Genomic DNA, 19,388 nt, shown 5'->3' with positions numbered 1-19,388 from the left:
CAATGTGGGAGTGACACTGCGTTTTTGCGAGTGTACCCGGTTAACCAGACCTTCATCTTCTCTTAATTGAATTCCCCTCCGCGGCCGTTCTATACTGAGGATTGCTCTGGCGGAACAGCGGGTCTCCTGCCGTCAGTCTGTCTGCCCCTTGATCGAAAGTAATCCCATGCTGAACACTTCAAAGTTTTATGTCGGTCTGCTCTCCTGTCTGCTGGTCACCACCTTTCTCCAGCAGCGTTCCGCAGCGAAAGAACCCGCCGCCGATCGCTCTGACAAACATGTCCTCATCATCGGCATGGACGGCACCCGGCCCGATGCCCTGCTGAAAGCGAAAACTCCCACCTTTGACCGGCTGATCAAGGAAGGCGCCTTCACCGACGATGCCAATATTCTGGGAGACCGCTATCAGAAGAACGATACCATCAGCGGTCCCGGCTGGTCGAGCATCCTCACCGGTGTCTGGGCCGACAAGCACGGCGTACACGACAACAACTTCAAAGGCAAAAACTACGAACTCTTCCCCCACTTTTTCAAACGCCTGAAACGACAGCGGCCCGACGCGAAAACCGTCTCGCTGGTCTCCTGGGCTCCCATTCACGAACACATTCTCTCCGAGGCCGATATCGCAGAGGTCTTCCCGCTTCCCCGGGGCAAACAACAGACCGCAGACCTCCGCGTTTCCGGCGACAAACTCAACATTGATACACGCGACGGCAAATGGCATCACCTGCTGGCCACCCGCCAGAAAGACACTCTGAAACTCTACCTCGACGGCAAAGAGATCGGCTCGCTCTCAGGAGTCGACCTCGATTATAAGCTCGGTGGCGACTTCTATTTTCTCGGCCGGGATTCCCGTACCGGTCCCACCTGCTTCCATGGACAACTGGACGACATCCGACTCTGGAACCGGGCCTTAACCGACAAACAGATCGCCCAGGCTGCCAGCGGCGCCACTCCCGATCGCCAGGGGCTCCTCGCCGAATACCGCTTTGAAGACTCAAAAGGAACCGCTGCCGACTCCAGTTCACAGATCCTCGATCTACCCACTAATGGTGGGAAAGACCACGGTTTGCAGATTCCGTTAACGGATTCCCTGCGGAATCTCACGCATGCCGACTTTACCGTCGAAGCCCGTTTCCGTACGACCGACAAGGGACGCAATATCCTCTTCGGAAATTACAACGGCAAGGCCGGTGCCCTGAATCTGGAACTGCACGAAAACAATTCGGTCCGCGTCTACGTGCAGCCTCCTGATCCCCGCAACACCGATGCCCTCGCACGGGAAGGAATGCGGGACAAAACCATCGCCGAAACTGCCGCCCGCATCCTCCGTGAAGACGATCCGACCGCCATGTTCGTCTACTTTCACCAGACCGATGCCACCGGCCACGCAATTGGCTTCAGTCCCGAGGTGCCCGAGTACATCACCGCCATTGAAAATATTGACAGCCGTGTGAACACACTGCTGCAGGCAATTCAATCTCGTCCGAATTTTAAACAGGAAGACTGGCTGACCATCGTCTGCACCGATCATGGCGGCTTGAAACGCAGTCACAGTGACGGCTTGAATGTTCCTGAAATCCGCCGCGTCTTTCTGATCGTTCACGGCCCCTCCGTTCAGCCGGGAAAGATCTCACAACAGGCCTACCTGGTCGACGTCACCGCCACTGCGCTCAAACACCTGCTGGGAGAGGTCGACCCAAACTGGCAGCTCGACGGCAAACCGGTCGGTCTCAAGACGACGAAATAAAATATCGTCTGCGGTATCAATCAGGACCACGCACAATAGCTGCCCGGTGCGCGCAATGCGCATGGCAGCAGCGTACAGAATAAAAACGGCGATTTTTTCTTCCCCTGTTTTCTGGTCAGATTTCAACAGCATTCCGGGGATGAAATCTGTATATTCGGTATACGTGGTGTGGTGATTTTTGCTGTTCAGGAATATCGGTTCCCTCCTAAGCTTGACTCAACCGTCAACTCAGGCTCTAATCGCACGTTCACATGGTGTCTTAGTTAAAATGTGGAGCAGCTTGGTTTTATGAGTGACATCAAAATTGAAGTCTGGGATGCCACCGGCAATAAACGTCAGGTGGTCGAAGTTCCCAGCGATGCCGAAGTGGACCGCTTGATCTCGGTTCTCATCTCTCGAATGAATCTTCCCAGCCACAGCCCGGATGGACAGCTCATGAGCTACAAGTTCCACCACAAGAGTTCCGGTCGCCAGCTGTTACATTCCGACACACTGGAATCAGCCCACGTGAAAGAGGGCGATATTCTCAGACTGCAGCCGGAAATCACAGCAGGCGCCCTGTCCTAGAGGGGAACGTGCAGGTCCATGAACGATGTTTTGAAGTTGAATGATATCGACCAGCCTGACGATCGCTTTTCCCGATTCCAGCTGATCGGGTGGTGGGATCAGGAAAAACTGTCTGCTTCGAAGGCCCTGGTCATTGGTGCGGGGGCCATCGGCAATGAACTGATTAAAAACCTGGCCTTGCTCGGCGTGGGACATCTGTTTGTAGCCGACCTGGATGACATTGAGAACTCGAATCTTTCACGCTCGGTACTGTATCGTGAAGCAGATTGTGGACGCAGCAAAGCAGAAGTGGCAGCCGAACGGGCACGCACAATCTACCCGGACATGCAGACGCACTTTTTTCACGGAAACATCGTTTACGATCTGGGGCTGGGCGTGTACCGCTGGGCCGATGTCATCCTGGGAGGTCTGGACAATCGCGAAGCCCGGGTGGCCATCAATCAGAGTGCGGCTCGAGTGGGGAAGCCGTGGATCGACGGTGCCATCGAACGACTGGACGGTGTAGCCCGTGTTTTCAATGCAGCGACGGGCCCCTGCTATGAATGCACGATGAATGAAGTCGACTGGAAAATGCTCGAGTCACGCCGCAGCTGTGCCTTGCTGACGCGGGATGAAATGGAGCAGGGAAAAGTTCCCACCACACCGACAACCTCCTCTGTAATTGCCGGCATTCAGGTTCAGGAAGCCGTCAAGATGATCCACGGCCTGGAAAGCCTGGAAGGGCAGGGATTCGTCTTTGACGGCACGTATCACCAGAGCTACCTGGTGAATTACTCCCGACTGGAAGATTGTCCGGTTCACGAAGCCTGCGAGCCGGTGATTGAACTGTCGGAAGGCAGTGACATCCAGGCCGGCGCATTCCTGGAACGGATTCAGTCGGAACTGGGGCCGGACGCGGTCGTGGATTTCAATCAGGATCTGATTCAGTCCTTTACCTGTCACTCCTGCCAGGAAACAGAACCTTATTTCGCTTCCCTGGGACAGGTGACCGAGCGCAACGCACTCTGCCCCGCTTGCGGGGAACTGCGGGCGCCCGATTTTTATCATTCGCTGCAGGCACAGTCAGACTTTCTGGATCGAACGTTACACGAACTGGGCGTCCCCCGCTGGGACATTCTGACCGGCCGCAAAGGCATGGAACAGAAATTTTACGAATTATCCGGAGACCGCCAGCAGGTACTGGGGGCTCTCGAATCAGGGAATCAGAACTCATGACCGCTCCTGATATACAACAGCTGCAGCAGGAATCGCTGTCCGAAAGCAGGTTCCCCGCCAATGCCGCTTCCGATTTTCGCCTGTATATCGATCCCGCAGTACATCAGGGAATCCAGGAACATGCCTCCCGGGATACCGAGGTGGAAATCTGTGGCGTCCTGGTGGGAGAGTGGCTCCGTGACGAGCATGGTCCCTACGCCAAGGTCAGCCAGTACATTCGCTGCAATCAGGCGGCCAGTAAATTCGCTGAAGTGACCTTCACTCACGAATCATGGTCGCAGATCAACGGTGAAATGGATTCGAAGTATGCGGATCTGAGGATCATTGGCTGGTACCATTCACACCCCGACTTCGGAATCTTCCTGTCTGACCGTGATGTCTTCATCCAGGAAAACTTTTTCTCAGGTCCGGGACAGGTCGCTTATGTGGTCGATCCCGTTCGGAAACTGGAAGGCGTGTTCGAGTGGAAGAGCGGCAAACCCGTGCTGATGAACCATTACTGGGTGGGCGACGATATCTGGAGTATCACAGCCAGCGAAAAGCCGTCCGGCAGTTCTGCACAGCAGGCTTCCGCAGACCCGGCAGCCGGGAGAGGCTATGAAGACAAAGCGCCTCCTATGCGCGGCTCCGTGCAGATTGTCATGGGGCTCTGCCTGTTTCTGATCGGCTACCTGCTCGCTGGAACGAAATCACGCTGGGAACAGGAGATGATTGTCACCGGAGTCGTCGATCATTACGGAACGCATAAGCTGATGAAAGTCGGATTCGAAGATCATCTGCGGCAAGTCAATCAGCAACTGGTGGAAGTTAACAAACTGTTCCGGACGCTTCCCCTGGCAGTTCCGGAGGATGCCAACGCACAGCAGATCGCAGAAGCGAAAAAGAAGCAGGTCTATGTCGCAAATGCTCTCACTCTCTGCTCACAGGCACTGCTCAACATCGAAAAGCAATACGGACTGACGGATCAGGAACGCCAGGCACTTTCACGGTATATCAAACGTAAACAACGCGAGTTACGCAATCCACAGACAGCTGATTCCCCTGCAGAGAAAAATGAGGGTGCCAGTCAATCTGACGCCCCCGCTGCTTCCTCTGAATCAAAGACAGAAATTCCGGCTTCGGAGACAAAAACGGAAAAACCACCCGCCGGGGAATCAAAGTCGTTGAAATCTCAGGACGAATGAGGCTAGACTGGTTCTACCCTCTCGTTCGTTCAGTGTAAATTGAAGCATCAGCTGCTCAAGTTGTTCATCCCATCAAGGTTCGCATCATGTCCGATTCGATGAAGATCTCCACCGACGATCTCCACTCACCTCAGGTCGATGAATATGTCGAATTGCAATCGTTTCTCAGAAGAGATCCCGGGCCCATCAATGATCGTCCCTGGATTGTGCGGGTCATCTTTGCTAACTGGTTCTACCTGGCCCTGGCTGGTGGAGCAGGCGGTTTTACAGGTTGGTTAATCCTCGAACCTTTTTTTGATGACAATGTCGTCAGGGAAGGGGAAATTGATCTCGGCGCTGCTCTGTTATTTCCCGTGACGGCTGCCTTCGTAGGACTGTTCCTGGGCTCTGCGGAAGGTTTGATCTGCCGCAATCCGCTGCGGGCCTTAAAGTCGAGCGTGGTTAGTCTCGCAGTCGGTTTTATTGGAGGGCTTATTGCGCTGATTCCTACCGGAATCGTGTTTGGCATCATGAGCGGTATCGCCCTGAGTATGATGGATAATCCGGTCGAGGGAGAAATGCCCGGCGGAATGGCACTGCTGATTCTGATGATGGGACGGGCGGCAGGCTGGAGTATCATCTCCATTCCAGCCGGGATTGGTCAGGGAATTGCACTTAAGGAAAAGAAGGTGATCATCAATGGCCTGGTGGGAGCCATGCTGGGTGGGTTGATTGGCGGGCTGCTGTTCGACCCGATCAGCCTGGTACTGGTCAGCGATGACGGGCAGGCAACTTACTCGCGCGCAGTTGGACTGACCACGGTCGGGATTTTCGTGGGCCTGTTCATCGGACTGGTGGAAGGCTGGACGAAAACCGCCTGGGTGCTGATGCAGAAAGGACCGCTCGCCGGCAAACAGTTCATTATTTATAAAGACACCACCGTGTTAGGCAGTTCACCCAAAGCGGATATCTACCTGTTTAAAGATGACGCCATCGAACCCCGGCACGCATTGATCGTCAATCGTGGCGGTCGGTTTGAAATTGAAGATTGCAGCACCCCGGACGGGACGTATGTGAATGGCATTCCCGTGACACATACCATCTTACAGGACAAGGACCAGATCGTTCTGGGCAAAACGGTCTTAGAGTTTTCTTTCAAGGAAAATACGAATTAACTGACACTGCGTTCAACGCATTTTTTCTCCATCTCTACTGATTTTTTAGACCTGGGATACAGCATCATGACGATTAATGTTACCTGTGAATTCTGTGGCAAGAAAATTAAAGCAAAAGATTCTTCAGCAGGCAAAAAAGGGAAATGCCCTGAGTGCGGAAGCCCGATTCAGATTCCCGAACTGCAGGCAGACGACGTTTACGACGCGGAACCTACCGAAGAAAGTCCCTTTGATTTTAATGACATTGATCCCAACGAGGGAGAAACCATTCCCACCGTCAAAAGAAGGCCCTGTCCCGCCTGTGGGGAAGAAATTGCCAAGTCAGCAGCCAAGTGTCGCTTCTGCGGGGAAATCTTCGACCCTGCTCTCAAAAAGAAAGCGGCGAAAGAGAAACAAAAAAGTGGAGCGGCTGACATTGATGCCGACATGACGACCGGCGACTGGGTCGTGGCCGTTCTCTGTTCCGGCATTGGTTGTATTGCCGGGATCATCTGGATGATTCAGGGAAAGCCCAAGGGGGGTAAAATGGTGGGGGTATCACTCGGGTTCGTAGTCCTCTGGAACATTGTCAGGTTCATCCTGGAATCATTGGCCAGACAACAGTAATCCCCGGTCCCTGAATGCACCGGAAGCGGATGTCCGCTTCCAGGTGCACTTCCTCAATTTTATTTGTTAGATGCAGATACGTGGCAGAGAATATTGTAACCTGTGATTGTGGTGTGAAAGTCCGGCTTCCCAGCCAGAACCGGGGACGTGCGTTTCAGTGTCCGAAATGCAAACAACCGATCGCCTTGACATCCGACCTCAATGTGCTGTTCGGCGAACCATTGGATACCAGCCAGACCGCTGTCTGTCCCATCTGTCAGACTGAGATCCAGCAGGGAGAAAATTGCGTCAAATGTCCCGATTGCGATCAGATCCATCATCAGGAATGCTGGAGCGAAATTGGTGGCTGCGGAACGTATGGCTGCCAACAGGCTCCCGCCGTTGACGATTCCGAAAAGACAACGCAGGCGCCTCTGACCGCCTGGGGAGATACAAAGGTCTGTCCGGCCTGTGGTGAAACCATCAAATCAATCGCGCTGAAATGCCGTTACTGCCAGACATCCTTCAGTTCCAGCGACCCCATGTCGCTGAATGATTTAAAGGATCAGTACGACCGCAGTGACGAAACACGCACGATGAAGAACACCATTATCGGACTGTTTGCATTTTCCATGGTGGGGATCCTCGCGCCGCTCGCTCTGATCATCAGCCTGATCTATATAATTCCCAAAAGGAAACAACTCAAGCAGGTCGGACCGGTGATCGCCGTCCTGGCCTGGGTTTCCATCGGTTTAAACGTATTTTACACTTTTCTACTCTTCGTTTTCATGATCCTTGAAAGTTAGCCGGCTGCTGCCAGAGAACTCTTTTTGTGTCTAACATTTAATCTGGTGATTTCTCATGAATTCCGACAGCGAATCTGTTCAACATCCTGATTTCCGCATCGCAGGCGAGCGGGAAGCGGGGGTGAAATGCGCGCGCTGTAATCAGGAGGTCAGGCAGGGAGAATTGACGGCCCGTTGCACCCGCTGCGGTGCGATTCATCATCAGCACTGCTGGATGCAATATCAATGCTGCGGCTCGTATCAATGCTCACAAGGTAGCATGTCCTCCAGCGACCAGGGCCAGTCCCTGGTCATTTCCCGCGATGATCTCAACCAGGCGGAGCCGCTTCCGGTTGTGAACAGTTATACGGACAATGCCCAGGCCATTTCTGAAAAGCCGAAACAGTTATGGAATAAACTGGCTCTCACAGCCTTTATTGTCGCTTTGATCGGGATACCGTTATTTGGCATCCTCACGGGACTGATTGCGATGATTCTGGGCTGTATTGCCCTGGTCTCTCATCCGACTCACAAAAAAGGTTTTGCCCTGGCGGTTCTGGGGCTCCTGATCGGCTTTGTGGAAATGATTGGCTGGTCTGTCGGGTTGTATCATTTTTATGGTAATCCACAGGCTACCTCCATTTCGCTGAATGAGTATGCCTTTGATGATTCTGCCCTGGAAAACATGCCCGACTATCTGAAACGGGCCATGCAGTCCAATGTTTTAATTCAGGTCAGCAACGGTCTGCTTTCCCAGGGAATGGGGAGCGGGGTCATCCTCAAAAAAGACGCCGGTCAGGCGCTGATCGTGACCAATCGGCACGTGATTGATCATGACTTTAATGGAACGACTGACAAGGCTCCTGACAATTATGATGAACTGGGCAAAATCACCGTGCAGACTATCGGTCAGTTGCCCGTGCCCGCCAGTGTCAAATGGATCGCCCCGCATGGAATCGACCTGGCGATTATTTCCGCTCCGTTGGCCGGCGGGAATATCAGTGAAGCGTTCTGGGATCGAAATGATCTCCCCGCCATCGGCGCCGATGTCTTTGCCGTCGGTAATCCGCATGCCCTGGGCTGGACCCATTCGAGCGGCAGTATTTCGCAGTATCGGAAACAGACCAAGGGGGCTTTCACCTATCAGATTATTCAGACGACGACTCCCCTGAATCCCGGTAATTCAGGCGGGGGTCTGTATGATAAAAACGGGCTGCTGATTGGCATCAATACTATGACGGGAGATAAACGATTTGCCGAAGGACTGGGGTTCGCTATCTCATTCAAGGCACTCCTGGATCTGGCGCCTGCCACGTTTCAACTTGCAGCACGACAGGGAAATCCGGAAAATAAAACTACGGAAGAGCCCGACTCCAAAAACTGATGATTAAGGTTCGCGTTAGATGAGTAATGTCCGCCTGCGGAGACTAGCCGCCGATTATGAAAAACTGAAAGAATACGTGCGCCTGCATCCGCGGGTTTCACTGTTGCAGGTAGTCGGGGATCCTCCTGAGAAATTTCAACTGCAATACGTCATCAAAAGTGTCCGCATGCAGAACCAGGAAATCGTTCCCATCCAGAACCATACGGTGGAAATCTCGCTGCCTCGCAATTACCCCCGCACACCACCCCAGTGCCGGATGCTGACGCCGGTTTTTCATCCGAATATTGCACCGCATGCGATCTGTGTCGGAGATCACTGGAGTGCCGGTGAGTCGCTGCAGTCGATCATTATGCGGATCGGGGAGATCCTGGCCTACCAGAGCTACAATCTTAAAAGTCCGCTCAACGGGGAAGCGGCACGCTGGGCAGAAGAGAATTGTGATCAGTTTCCCCTGGATCGCGTCAGTCTGCTGCCAGAAGAAGAAGCACCGGCCAGGCCGGCACCTCAAACCAGACCAGCTCCACGAACAAGGCAGGCATCACAGACCAAAGCGGCACCACAAACCAAAACAGCTCCACAGGCGAATCCGGCATCAGAGGGATATAAAATCCTGGTTTGCCCCAACTGCGAAGCGAGATACCGTTTGCCGGAAACCTTTGATAAGAAAAAAGTTCGCTGTAAAAAATGTGAGGAAATCATCGACCTCTCTGGCGTCTGAGACAATATGACAGAACTGGAAGAGACGGCCCTGCCTCCAGCGCGGGAATCGTCAGAAAATGATCTCATCGAAACAGAACAGAGCCAGGCGACACAGACTCTGGAACTCAGTGATGAGGAACGTCTGCAGGCGCGGATCCACTTCTTTCGCAAACGTCAATGGTTCATGTTGACACTCTCCCTGTTTGTCATCCTGGCTGCTTTCAGCCTGCGGACACTCAACACCGGCAGGGTACAGATTACCTGGTTGCCGCAACTCCCGATTCCCGAACTCTGCGGTTCCCGACTCTGGTTCGATACCAGTTGTCCCGGCTGCGGTCTGACCAGGAGTTTCATTGCACTGGCCGAGGGTGATGTTTCCACATCACTCCAGATGAATCGCATTGGCTGGATTCTGGCACTGGCACTGCTGGCCCAGATCCCCTATCGGATCTATATGCTGAATCAGCCGCCGCGGGACGTGATCGATCTCGCCTGGCCCCGCTGGTTCGGTAGATTCCTGATTGCACTGTTGATCGGCAACTGGCTTTTGCTGGTCATTTCACAGCAGGCCAGCTAGAGCCCCCTCCCCGCTGGAGGGAGCCCGAGACCGGCAACCGAAGGAAGGTTTCTCCCTTAAGCCGTCTTCAACAGATCCTGTTTCGGATCTGATTGAATGCGGCCCTCGGAAAGGCGTAACGTTCTGCGGGCACATTCCGCTGCAGACAGGTCGTGCGTCACCATGATGATCGTCCGACCGTCCTCGTTGAACTGTCTCAAAAACGACAGGACCTGATCCCGGGTTTCGGGATCCAGGTTCCCCGTCGGTTCATCGGCCAGGATGATCGAAGGATCGTTGGCCAGCATTCGTGCCAGCGCCACGCGCTGCTGCTGGCCGATACTCAGCTCACTCGGTTTGTGATGCAGTCGATCCTGCAGACCGACCCTGCCCAGCAGTTCCTCCGCCCGCTGCTGTCGCTCCGCTTTGTATTTCTGCGACAGCATCATGGGGACCTGCACATTCTCGATCGCCGTCAGATACGGAATCAGGTTGAAGGTCTGAAACACAAACCCGATCTTATTCTGCCTGACTTCCGCCCGCTGTTCGACGGGCAGATCGTAGATCGATTCTTCATCGAGCAGGATCCGACCTTCGGACGGAGCGGACATCGCACCCAGAATCGAGAGCAGCGTCGTTTTACCACTCCCGCTGGGACCGATAATCGATACGAAATCACCCCGCGGAATCTCGAAGCTGGTCGTATCCAGTGCCACGACTTCGTCCTGTTTTTTGCGGTATACTTTTCTGACATTTTCTAACGTTAACATGCGATTAGACCTCCTTGAAACAGAGACATGGATCGAGGCGGGAGGCCTGACGTGCCGGAAAATAACTGGCTGCCAGGGTCACCAGTACCGCGACCGCAGACGCAATCAGCGCCAGTCGGGGCACGGGGAAGACCGTGACATCCGCAAACGCAGGTCCCAGGAAGACCGCGATCACGCTTCCCAGAAGATACCCGCAGATGCCTCCGGCCAGTCCGAGCAGCACCGCTTTAGTCAGGAACAGCCGCGTGATGAATCGCGGAGTCGCTCCCAGTGCCATCAAAGTTCCAATTTCGCGACGGCGTTCGATGACATTTGCGAAACTCGCACTGGCCATACTCGCGCCGCCGACAGCAATCAGAATCCCCAGGAACAGGTACGACAGGTTTGTCATCATCCGGTTGATCGAAACCTGGGTCTCGACCACGTTGGCGATCGTGACCACCTTCGTGCCAGGCAGCAGTTTCTGCAGATCTCCGACCAGGCCGTTAGCCACATCTTCACAGCAACCCATCACTTCGATGATATTCACGACCGGACCCGCTTTAGACAGCCGCTGGACGGTATGCAGGTGCGCAAACACCCGGCTGTCATCGACCGTCCCCGTGGCAGGGAGCACGGTCAGCACGTCAAAATTTTCCCCCAGCAGATCCAGTGAGTCACCGGCTTTGAGGTTGTTTGCCGCAGCGAAGTCAGAGCCCAGAATCACTTCTGATTTCTTCAGATGCTGCAGCGCCCGTCGCTCGGCCAGTGCTTCAGGGGCGTCCTGGTTTTCATCGGCGACGTTGATTTTGGCTTTGCACCCTTCATGCTTCTTGAAGAGCATACCGCCTCCCGACCAGGCATTCATTTTCTGAATTTCTGATTGAGGCAGAATCCCCGTCAGAATCACGTTCCGGCCGGCAACTTCCGTGGGCACACACAGCTTGGGCGTAATCGCTTCCACTCCCGTCAATCCCGCCAGTGCCAGTTCAGCCACATGTTCTTCGGGGATCGTTTCCTTGTGCATGTCCGCCGCATAATAATCCTGCAGCGTGACATCCTGCGGCAGAATCAGCACGTTGGCCCCCAGCTTGTCGAGCTTTCCGGCCACTTCCTTTTCCGAGAAGATGGTGACATTCCGGATCGCCACCAGTGCCGTCACACTCAGAATGATCGCCAGCAGGCTGGCAATCAGCGCCGTGGGACGCTCCTTCAGTTCTTTCCAGATGATGGTTCTCATTGTCATGAGAGACCTCCTTTCATGAGTGAGATGGTCTATTCTTTACAGTGCTTGCAACCTTCCACGCCGCAGCTCTTGCCCGCCTTTTTCAGTTCGGCGATCAGCTGCTGGCTGGTCACGTTGCCATTGAATTGACCAATCATCACTCCCGGAGGGGCCATGAAAACAATTGAGGAGCCCTGAGATGCAGGCACTTCCAGCTCTTTCAGGAATCCATTTTCAGCAGGTTCTGCGCGGGAAACGGTGACCACTTCCACCACGTCTTTGTAGCAGGGGACCGCTTTGAAATCCTGCACTCCTTTGGGGATGCCTGTAGATCCGGAAGGGGTAACACACAGCAGGACCATTTTACGGCTCTGCAGATTCAGCATGCAGCGGGCTTTGGTGGGAGAAACAAATGACTGCTGGATGTAGTCAGCGTTGATCTGTTTCACAAACGAACCCGTAATCGCTCCGTTCGGAGCAACCGCCAGTGTCAGCGGCATCGGAGCCCGGGAAACGCCGTACTCTTCAATGATCTTCTGCTCTTTCGGATCGCCGGTATTCACGGCGACAATCGAGGTCGAATCCTGTTTGCCGTTCAGATTCTGCTGCAGCGTACTCCACATGCTTTTGGTGGCGTCGTCCTGGTCTTTCCAGAACATGATGAACGTGTATTTGTTCTGCTTTGCAGCGGAAGCACGAGAGGTCTGAGCCTTACTGAGTGAAGCGACACGCGGCACGTCTTCTGCGGTCGCGACAGTTGTCAGAGAGCTCAGCAGCGTTCCCACAGCCAGGAGACGAATGCCATTTTTTTTGAACAGTCTCAGAATGGAAGGAGTCATCATTTCGATCTGTATCCTTATCAATAATCGTAGGTGGAATGAATTCATATTTTCAGAGGAGAGAACAGTAGACAGAGCAGGTGCGTTGGGTAAGCCCTGACAGTACCTGATGGTTATGACGCAGTCGTTCTCTCTTCCGGTGTGAGCGGAAAGTCAACTCTGGTCAAGCGGGCCAGAGGGGTGGCATGCAGGCGCAGGCCCGGGAAAATTTATAAGCGCAAGGGGAGCGTCACAGGCGTTTGCGAAGTGTCCTTCGAGACGGTATGCAACACCGTAGAGCGTGACCGGTGCTGATCATGATTCACCACGATCCCCGGGAGCGGTGTGAAACTTTTGAGAGGCACGACCGGAGCACTCGGGGCAAAGACCTGTTCGGAGGCGTGACACGAACAGGGGCAGTCATGATGGTCATCATGCGAGGAGTCCTGCCGGATCTCTGCCACCTCCGTCGTATGCTGACAGCAACAACAGCTGGCTGCCTCACAGACTTCGAATTCAGACGATTGAGAATCTCCGCAGTCTGCCAGCCCATGACCCCAGCAGACAGGGCACGGCTGCAGTAACAGCGCGATCATCATCAGTCGAAGCAGTTTCATCTGTCTATCAGACCCGAAGCAAAGTTCCAGTGAATGGTTTCCTGACAGGCTGGAGTTCCAGCACGAGCGATCTTCAATCATCGCCTCTGACCAGGAGACACAGGTACGTTTGATATCGTCAGGTGCAGTTATGCCGCTTGATCTCATCTGACCAGTTATGACGTTTGTGCCGGTTTGACAGGGAACTGCCAATAAAGATTTTGATTGACTCGCAGTCTCCCTGTATTACCTGAATTGACACCCCCGGCAGTCAGGGAAGATCGCAGTCCACCAGGCCCGAGAATGGGCTGCCACTTCTGCCGATTCCTGACATGCATGTCAGTTATGATAGGTCTTTTATGAGAGGCTGTCTGATACTGAGTTACTTGTAAGTCCCTTTCAAGTAAAGTCTTGTGGAATAAGACAGCGATGCAATTAATGCATGTCACATATGCTGATAATGCATTAGACATATCGCAGCATCCACTTAAAATTATAAGTGTCGAGGGAACAGTCCCGGTCGAGAATGTTCAGTTTACACTCTATTTAAGTACAGGAGATGTGATGACTAATTACTTTGCTCGCTCAATGCAGAAAGGCACGGTGCTGGTGTTATGCGTCGCCACCTCTGCGTTCGCACAGAATCACCCGCCCCACGCGAAACAGAATCAATCAGAGGCTCACAAACAGCATCCCCACGTCGCCCTGCTGAAAGGCGATAAACAGGACGCAGCCGCCAAGTGCCCGGTCATCGGCCATGGTGCAGGGCAAAGGCATACCGCAGCCGGCAACATGTCGATTGGCGACTGGTGGCCCAACCAGTTGAACCTCGATATCCTGCATCAGAATTCCGCCAAAAGTAATCCGCTGGGTCAGGAGTTCAATTACGCCGAAGAGTTTCAGAAACTGGATCTGAAAGCAGTTAAAAAAGACATCAAACAGTTGATGACCACCTCCCAGGACTGGTGGCCCGCCGACTACGGACACTACGGTCCGCTCTTCATCCGTATGGCCTGGCACAGTGCCGGTACCTATCGTGTCACCGATGGACGCGGCGGTGCATCTGATGGCACCCAGCGTTTTGCCCCGCTCAACAGCTGGCCCGATAACGCCAACCTCGACAAAGCCCGTCGTCTGCTCTGGCCGATCAAACAGAAGTATGGTCAGAAAATATCCTGGGCCGACCTGATGGTACTGGCTGGAAACTGCGCCCTGGAATCGATGGGCTTCAAAACCTATGGCTTCGCCGGCGGTCGGGCAGACGTCTGGGAACCGCAGAAAGATGTGTACTGGGGACCGGAAAGCGAATGGCTCGGACGCAAACGCTATGAGAATGAGGACAAACTCGAAAACCCGCTTGCCGCAACTCAGATGGGATTGATCTACGTCAATCCGGAAGGCCCCGCGGGCAAACCCGATCCGCTGGCAGCCGCCCACGCCATCCGTGACACATTCGGTCGTATGGCGATGAACGATGAAGAAACCGTGGCCCTGATCGCCGGCGGACATACCTTCGGGAAAGCTCACGGTGCCGCCAGCCCCAAAGGGAACGTCGGTCCCGAACCGGAAGGAGCCACTCTCGCCGAACAGGGACTCGGCTGGAAGAATAAATATGGCAAAGGAAACGCCGATGATACGATCACCAGCGGCCTGGAAGGCGCCTGGACTTCAACCCCCACCCAGTGGTCGAACGGTTACTTCGATAACCTGTTCGGTTACGAATGGAAACTGGTAAAAAGCCCCGCCGGTGCCTGGCAGTGGACTCCCAAAGAAGAATCTGCTCAGGGAACCGTTCCGGATGCCCACGATCCGTCGAAGACACATGCTCCCATGATGTTTACCACCGACCTGGCTTTGAAAATGGATCCGGCGTACGGAAAGATCTCCAAACGTTTCCACGAAAACCCGGATCAGTTCGCTGCCGCTTTCGCAAAAGCCTGGTACAAATTGACGCACCGCGACATGGGACCCGTCTCACGTTGTCTCGGTCCCGAGGTACCCCAGGCACAGCTCTGGCAGGACCCGGTTCCCGCCGTCGATCACAAACTGGTCGACGCGCAAGATATCGCAGAACTCAAGCAGAAAATCCTGGCTTCCGATCTGTCTGTCTCGCAGCTGGTCTCGACCGCCTGGGGTTCCGCTTCGACGTTCCGCGGTAGTGACTATCGAGGCGGGGCCAACGGAGCACGCATCCGTCTGGCACCCCAGAAAGACTGGAAGGTCAACCAGCCTGCTGAACTGGAAAAGGTTCTGCAGATGCTGACGACGATCCAGCAGGAGTTCAACGGTGCTCAGACGACTGGTAAGAAGGTCTCCCTGGCGGACCTGATCGTCCTTGGTGGCTCAGCCGCTGTGGAACAAGCGGCGAAAGCAGCCGGTCATGACGTCAAGGTTCCCTTCACCCCCGGTCGTACAGACGCCACCCAGGAGATGACCGACGTAGCATCTTTTGCGGTCCTTGAGCCCAAAGCGGACGGCTTCCGGAATTACTATTCCCACGGACTCAATACGCCGGCTGAGGAACTGCTGGTCGACCGGGCCAACCTGCTCACACTCACCGCACCGGAAATGACCGCCCTCGTGGGGGGCATGCGGGTGCTGGATACGAATGTGGGCGTTCCGGGACTGGGTGTGTTCACCAAACAGCCGGGAACCCTCTCGAACGACTTCTTCGTCAATCTGCTCGACATGGGGACTAAATGGCAGAAGTCGCCCATGTGCGATCACTTCTACGAAGGTCGGGATCGTAAGTCAGGACAGGTCAAATGGACGGCCAGCTCCGTCGATCTGGTGTTCGGTTCCAACTCGCAGTTACGGGCGATTGCCGAAGTCTATGCCAGCGAAGATGGTGAGCAGAAGTTTGTAGCAGACTTTGTCTCTGCCTGGAACAAAGTCATGAACCTCGACCGGTTCGACCTGGATCCGGCTCTGAACAAGGCGGCTTCCGCAGCCAGCCTCAGTCAGCGCTAGATCCGTTGATCAACGCCTGAAACGTTGACGCGAACAGGGGAGCGGCTCTACAGCTGACTCCCCTGTTTTTTTTCGTCTCTGGTAATTTACTTCTGCTTGACAAAACCGCGTTCCGTCGCCACCGGGTCGGCATCATCCCAGCGTTTCAGCCAGTCACGCAATGCGCCCTTCAGCCGCTTCACTTCGGGGGCCAGCTCCGGTTTGTCGATCAGGTTCTCCAGCTCTTCCGGATCGGTCTGGCGGTCATATAACGCCCACTCGGGACGATGATGCAGCCGCTTTACCAGCCGGTCGTCCGCCTGTTGTTTCGTTTTCTGTGCCTTCAGCACCCACGAGCCGGCGGTATCTGGCCGTCCTTTCGTTTTACCATTTTCCAACCGGTTCAACGCCTGAGTCAGCGTCGTATTCGATGTGATCTCCTGATCGTGTCGCGGCGACCAGATCAGCGTATAACGCTCGTCCCGGATCGAGCGGATCGGAAAGATCCGTTCCCGGTTGTCAATAATATTGCAGTTCGTAAACGCACCGTAAGCGTACTGGTGCACACGCTGATTGCCGCCGGTCAGGTTCACCCACTGACTGCGTCCATCGAAGTCTTCCGCTTTCGGCTGACCACCCACTGCTTCGAGCAGAGTCGGGGCGAAGTCTGCCAGCCACATCAGTTGACTGTTACTCTTCCCTTCCGGGATGACACCGGGATACGAGACAACCACTCCGGTCGCCAGTCCGTCATCAAAGCAGGTCCACTTGGAAAAGGGGAATGCGTTTCCCTGTTCAGAGCAGAACAGGACCAGCGTGTTTTTCGCCAGCTGTTCCTCAGACAGTACTGTTCTCAGTTGGCCCAGCAGATCATCCAGGTTCGTGATTTCTGCGAAATGCTGCGCCAGCTCCCTGCGATACACGCGCGTATCGATCGTATCGGCGTTGAGCGAAAACCGCTGTGCATCATAACGGTCGGGATCGCCCGTTGTGTACGGTCCATGCGCGTCATGCGAGGCGACGACCAGGCAGAACGGCTCCCCTGCATCGCGGGCCGTCGTCATGTACTCGCGCGCCAACTTCACTGCTTTGGGGTTTGCATTCTCCTGCTTGGACAGGCTGCCGACATTGTCGAAAGGATAACACTCTTTCGGTCCAATATGTCGTTTTCCCAGCAGCCCCACTCGATATCCAAGCGGTTTCAGATAATGCGGCAGACTCCGTGTGCCCGGCACCGATTTCGAATGATTGGGCATCGCACGTGTCCGCCAGACACAACGACCGCTATAGAGTTCCTGTCGGAACGGGGCACACATCGCCACGTTGCAGTACACGCGATCCAGCCGCATACCGTCACGGGCCAGTTGATCCAGGTTGGGTGTCTGTGCCTGTCCGCCCCACGGTCCCAGTGAGTCACGGTCGATATCGTCACCCAGCAGGATCAGAATATTGGGACGAGCCTGTTCAGCGGCAGTTCCATCATTCGAAGAACAGAGAAGCACAAGCAGTACCAGAATCCCACTCGCTACAGGAACGCGCATCATCGAACCACCATTCGCTTGAGGACATCTGTTGAAACAGCAAACCAGGTCACTATCGACGAGGAGACGCTCGACCGGAAAGTGCGGTTGCACATACTTCCGGTCGAGTCTGTTTCCCTGTTTTAACCGGGATTACATGTTGATCTCATATCCCTTGCGGTATTCGCGGGAGAGGAACGAGTTCGCCTGATCATCGCCGACGATCTCGCGTTTCTTCGGATCCCAGTTGAGATCGCGGCCGAGACGCATGGCGATGTTCGAAAGGTGACAGATTTCGAGCATCCGGTTATGAGACCAGACATCCGAAATCGGCTGCTTGCGGGACTTCATCCCTTCGATGAAGTTGGCGGTGTGATTCTCACTCACCTTGCCGCCATAGACTTCTTCGATGGCGCCTTCCGGCAGCGGGTTGTCTTTGAGGGCTTCAACCGGTGCACCGGTAATCTTACCCCGGTTGACGAAGAACCGGCCTTTGGTCCCTTCGAAGAGAATGCCGTTATCCCCTTCGCTGGTGATAATCATTTCCACTTCTTCGGGCATATCGACCCTGATTTTGAAGCTGGTGGCGGCGTTGTACTGATCGTCGACGACCGGATAACCGTCCTTGTATTCCACCGGCAGCTTGTATTCTACCGGAGATACTTTGCTTGGTCCCGTGTCGGTGGCACCCAGAGCCCAGCAGGCGATGTCAACATGATGCGCGCCCCAGTCGGTCAGCTTGCCGCCGGAGTACTCGTGCCAGTTACGGAAGGAGTAATGACAGTTGCTGTAGAGCGGCACGCCTCCACCATAACCTTCACGCATTTCAGGCAGGGCACGATAATGTACCTTCGGTGCCGGTCCCAGCCAGAATTCGTAGTCCAGACCTTCGGGAACTTCGGTTTTGGGAATCACGGGAGAGGCTTCCATCCCGTTGATGCCGCAGGTCACTTTTTTGACTTTGCCGATACGCCCGTCGCGAATCAGCGCGATGGCCTGCAGGAACCGCTGTCCCGATTCGGACCGCTGCATCGTACCTACCTGGAAGACGCGACCGGTCTGCTTGACGATCTTTTCGATCAGCTTTCCTTCGTCGATCGTCAGCGTTAACGGTTTTTCACAGTAAACATCTTTGCCCGCCAGCATCGCTTCGACGGCGACCTTGGTGTGCCAGTGATCGGGGGTGGCGATCATGACCGCATCGATGTCCTGGCGGTCGAGAACCTTGCGATAGTCTTTGTATGCGTCTGGCTTTTTCTTCTGTTTCTTTTCCAGCTTTTCAACGTTGGCTCCCAGCACGTTCGCGTCCACATCCGCCAGCGCCGCAAAGTCAGCAAACTTGGTCGATTTGTTGGTAATCGCCCAGCCCTGGTTTCGCAGACCAATGGTCGCAAACACCGGACGCTCGTTGGGGGATTCATATCCCATGGCCCGATTGAGTGAAGGGCTCAGGATACCGGCAGCCCCGGCGAAGGCGACTCCCTGGATAAAATTGCGGCGCGAAATTTTTTGAGATGTTGACATTAAGTAAAATCCTCTCGGAGAAATTAATTGGGAAACTCTGCAGATAAAAGCGGGTTCGCTGCACTCACGAAAATATCTCGGGGGTGGAACCCTTGGGGATCATAAATTGTAGCTGATGCATCACCTTG

General features: G+C 54.6%; 17 protein-coding genes. 11 read left to right on the top strand and 6 right to left on the bottom strand.

Features of this window, described 5'->3' with window-relative positions:
• Positions 1–166: 166 nt before the first annotated feature.
• From Enr10x_RS24345 to Enr10x_RS24300, 10 genes are all read left to right on the top strand, one after another.
• Positions 167–1,750, top strand: coding sequence for a LamG-like jellyroll fold domain-containing protein (locus Enr10x_RS24345; RefSeq protein ID WP_145451647.1), 1,584 nt, complete (start codon positions 167–169; stop codon positions 1,748–1,750).
• Between the two features lie 288 nt (positions 1,751–2,038).
• A complete protein-coding gene (locus Enr10x_RS24340) occupies positions 2,039–2,317 on the top strand; it encodes an EsaB/YukD family protein (protein ID WP_145113832.1) in 279 nt (92 codons plus the stop codon).
• An 18-nt stretch (positions 2,318–2,335) separates the two neighbouring features.
• The gene (locus tag Enr10x_RS24335; protein ID WP_145113830.1) at positions 2,336–3,532 is read left to right on the top strand and encodes a HesA/MoeB/ThiF family protein; all 1,197 of its coding nucleotides are present in this window, start codon (positions 2,336–2,338) and stop codon (positions 3,530–3,532) included.
• Complete coding sequence (locus Enr10x_RS24330; protein WP_145113828.1) at positions 3,529–4,716, top strand: Mov34/MPN/PAD-1 family protein; 1,188 nt, start codon at positions 3,529–3,531, stop codon at positions 4,714–4,716. The genes Enr10x_RS24335 and Enr10x_RS24330 overlap by 4 nt, the downstream gene beginning before the upstream one ends.
• Positions 4,717–4,802: 86 nt before the next feature.
• Positions 4,803–5,870, top strand: coding sequence for an FHA domain-containing protein (locus Enr10x_RS24325; protein ID WP_145113826.1), 1,068 nt, complete (start codon positions 4,803–4,805; stop codon positions 5,868–5,870).
• A gap of 66 nt (positions 5,871–5,936) precedes the next feature.
• Positions 5,937–6,476: a hypothetical protein gene (locus Enr10x_RS24320; protein WP_145113824.1), complete on the top strand. Its 540-nt coding sequence runs from the start codon at positions 5,937–5,939 to the stop codon at positions 6,474–6,476.
• Positions 6,477–6,556: 80 nt separating this feature from the next.
• The gene (locus Enr10x_RS24315) at positions 6,557–7,261 is read left to right on the top strand and encodes an RING finger protein (RefSeq protein WP_197996212.1); all 705 of its coding nucleotides are present in this window, start codon (positions 6,557–6,559) and stop codon (positions 7,259–7,261) included.
• Between the two features lie 55 nt (positions 7,262–7,316).
• Positions 7,317–8,624, top strand: a complete 1,308-nt coding sequence (locus tag Enr10x_RS24310) for a trypsin-like peptidase domain-containing protein (RefSeq protein WP_145113819.1) — start codon at positions 7,317–7,319, stop codon at positions 8,622–8,624.
• A gap of 19 nt (positions 8,625–8,643) precedes the next feature.
• The gene (locus Enr10x_RS24305; protein WP_145113817.1) at positions 8,644–9,342 is read left to right on the top strand and encodes a ubiquitin-conjugating enzyme E2; all 699 of its coding nucleotides are present in this window, start codon (positions 8,644–8,646) and stop codon (positions 9,340–9,342) included.
• 6 nt (positions 9,343–9,348) lie between these two features.
• Positions 9,349–9,900: a DUF2752 domain-containing protein gene (locus tag Enr10x_RS24300; RefSeq protein WP_197996211.1), complete on the top strand. Its 552-nt coding sequence runs from the start codon at positions 9,349–9,351 to the stop codon at positions 9,898–9,900.
• A gap of 56 nt (positions 9,901–9,956) precedes the next feature.
• Here the strand turns inward: Enr10x_RS24300 and Enr10x_RS24295 are convergent, their stop codons facing one another.
• The 4 genes from Enr10x_RS24295 to Enr10x_RS24280 all read right to left on the bottom strand — a co-directional run bounded on the left by Enr10x_RS24295 (position 9,957) and on the right by Enr10x_RS24280 (position 13,288).
• Complete coding sequence (locus tag Enr10x_RS24295) at positions 9,957–10,649, bottom strand: ABC transporter ATP-binding protein (RefSeq protein ID WP_145113815.1); 693 nt, start codon at positions 10,647–10,649, stop codon at positions 9,957–9,959.
• Between the two features lie 4 nt (positions 10,650–10,653).
• Positions 10,654–11,874, bottom strand: coding sequence for an ABC transporter permease (locus Enr10x_RS24290; RefSeq protein ID WP_145113813.1), 1,221 nt, complete (start codon positions 11,872–11,874; stop codon positions 10,654–10,656).
• Between the two features lie 29 nt (positions 11,875–11,903).
• Positions 11,904–12,695 carry a hypothetical protein gene (locus Enr10x_RS24285; protein WP_145113811.1) on the bottom strand — a complete coding sequence of 264 codons (792 nt, stop codon included), beginning with the start codon at positions 12,693–12,695 and terminating at the stop codon, positions 11,904–11,906.
• A gap of 206 nt (positions 12,696–12,901) precedes the next feature.
• Complete coding sequence (locus tag Enr10x_RS24280; protein ID WP_145113809.1) at positions 12,902–13,288, bottom strand: hypothetical protein; 387 nt, start codon at positions 13,286–13,288, stop codon at positions 12,902–12,904.
• A 543-nt stretch (positions 13,289–13,831) separates the two neighbouring features.
• On the opposite strand from Enr10x_RS24280, the gene katG reads away from it, so the two are divergent.
• Positions 13,832–16,237 (top strand): catalase/peroxidase HPI, encoded by a 2,406-nt coding sequence (gene katG / locus Enr10x_RS24275; RefSeq protein ID WP_232093119.1) that lies wholly within the window; start codon positions 13,832–13,834, stop codon positions 16,235–16,237.
• 86 nt (positions 16,238–16,323) lie between these two features.
• Here katG and Enr10x_RS24270 read toward each other — a convergent pair whose 3' ends face one another.
• Both Enr10x_RS24270 and Enr10x_RS24265 read right to left on the bottom strand, forming a co-directional pair.
• Positions 16,324–17,760, bottom strand: coding sequence for a sulfatase-like hydrolase/transferase (locus Enr10x_RS24270; protein ID WP_145451645.1), 1,437 nt, complete (start codon positions 17,758–17,760; stop codon positions 16,324–16,326).
• Between the two features lie 129 nt (positions 17,761–17,889).
• Positions 17,890–19,260, bottom strand: coding sequence for a Gfo/Idh/MocA family protein (locus Enr10x_RS24265; protein WP_145113805.1), 1,371 nt, complete (start codon positions 19,258–19,260; stop codon positions 17,890–17,892).
• Positions 19,261–19,388: the final 128 nt, after the last annotated feature.

It is taken from the genome of Gimesia panareensis (assembly GCF_007748155.1).
In the GTDB taxonomy this organism is placed as follows: domain Bacteria; phylum Planctomycetota; class Planctomycetia; order Planctomycetales; family Planctomycetaceae; genus Gimesia; species Gimesia panareensis.
This window is presented reverse-complemented; position numbering and strand designations above follow the sequence as displayed.

Coding starts and splice junctions, on each gene's coding strand:
- Enr10x_RS24345 (WP_145451647.1), top strand. CDS start 167: ATGCTGAACACTTCAAAGTTTTATGTCGGTCTGCTCTCCTGTCTGCTG.
- Enr10x_RS24340 (WP_145113832.1), top strand. CDS start 2,039: ATGAGTGACATCAAAATTGAAGTCTGGGATGCCACCGGCAATAAACGT.
- Enr10x_RS24335 (WP_145113830.1), top strand. CDS start 2,336: ATGAACGATGTTTTGAAGTTGAATGATATCGACCAGCCTGACGATCGC.
- Enr10x_RS24330 (WP_145113828.1), top strand. CDS start 3,529: ATGACCGCTCCTGATATACAACAGCTGCAGCAGGAATCGCTGTCCGAA.
- Enr10x_RS24325 (WP_145113826.1), top strand. CDS start 4,803: ATGTCCGATTCGATGAAGATCTCCACCGACGATCTCCACTCACCTCAG.
- Enr10x_RS24320 (WP_145113824.1), top strand. CDS start 5,937: ATGACGATTAATGTTACCTGTGAATTCTGTGGCAAGAAAATTAAAGCA.
- Enr10x_RS24310 (WP_145113819.1), top strand. CDS start 7,317: ATGAATTCCGACAGCGAATCTGTTCAACATCCTGATTTCCGCATCGCA.
- Enr10x_RS24305 (WP_145113817.1), top strand. CDS start 8,644: ATGAGTAATGTCCGCCTGCGGAGACTAGCCGCCGATTATGAAAAACTG.
- Enr10x_RS24300 (WP_197996211.1), top strand. CDS start 9,349: ATGACAGAACTGGAAGAGACGGCCCTGCCTCCAGCGCGGGAATCGTCA.
- Enr10x_RS24295 (WP_145113815.1), bottom strand. CDS start 10,649: ATGTTAACGTTAGAAAATGTCAGAAAAGTATACCGCAAAAAACAGGAC.
- Enr10x_RS24290 (WP_145113813.1), bottom strand. CDS start 11,874: ATGACAATGAGAACCATCATCTGGAAAGAACTGAAGGAGCGTCCCACG.
- Enr10x_RS24285 (WP_145113811.1), bottom strand. CDS start 12,695: ATGATGACTCCTTCCATTCTGAGACTGTTCAAAAAAAATGGCATTCGT.
- Enr10x_RS24280 (WP_145113809.1), bottom strand. CDS start 13,288: ATGAAACTGCTTCGACTGATGATGATCGCGCTGTTACTGCAGCCGTGC.
- katG (WP_232093119.1), top strand. CDS start 13,832: ATGACTAATTACTTTGCTCGCTCAATGCAGAAAGGCACGGTGCTGGTG.
- Enr10x_RS24270 (WP_145451645.1), bottom strand. CDS start 17,760: ATGATGCGCGTTCCTGTAGCGAGTGGGATTCTGGTACTGCTTGTGCTT.
- Enr10x_RS24265 (WP_145113805.1), bottom strand. CDS start 19,260: ATGTCAACATCTCAAAAAATTTCGCGCCGCAATTTTATCCAGGGAGTC.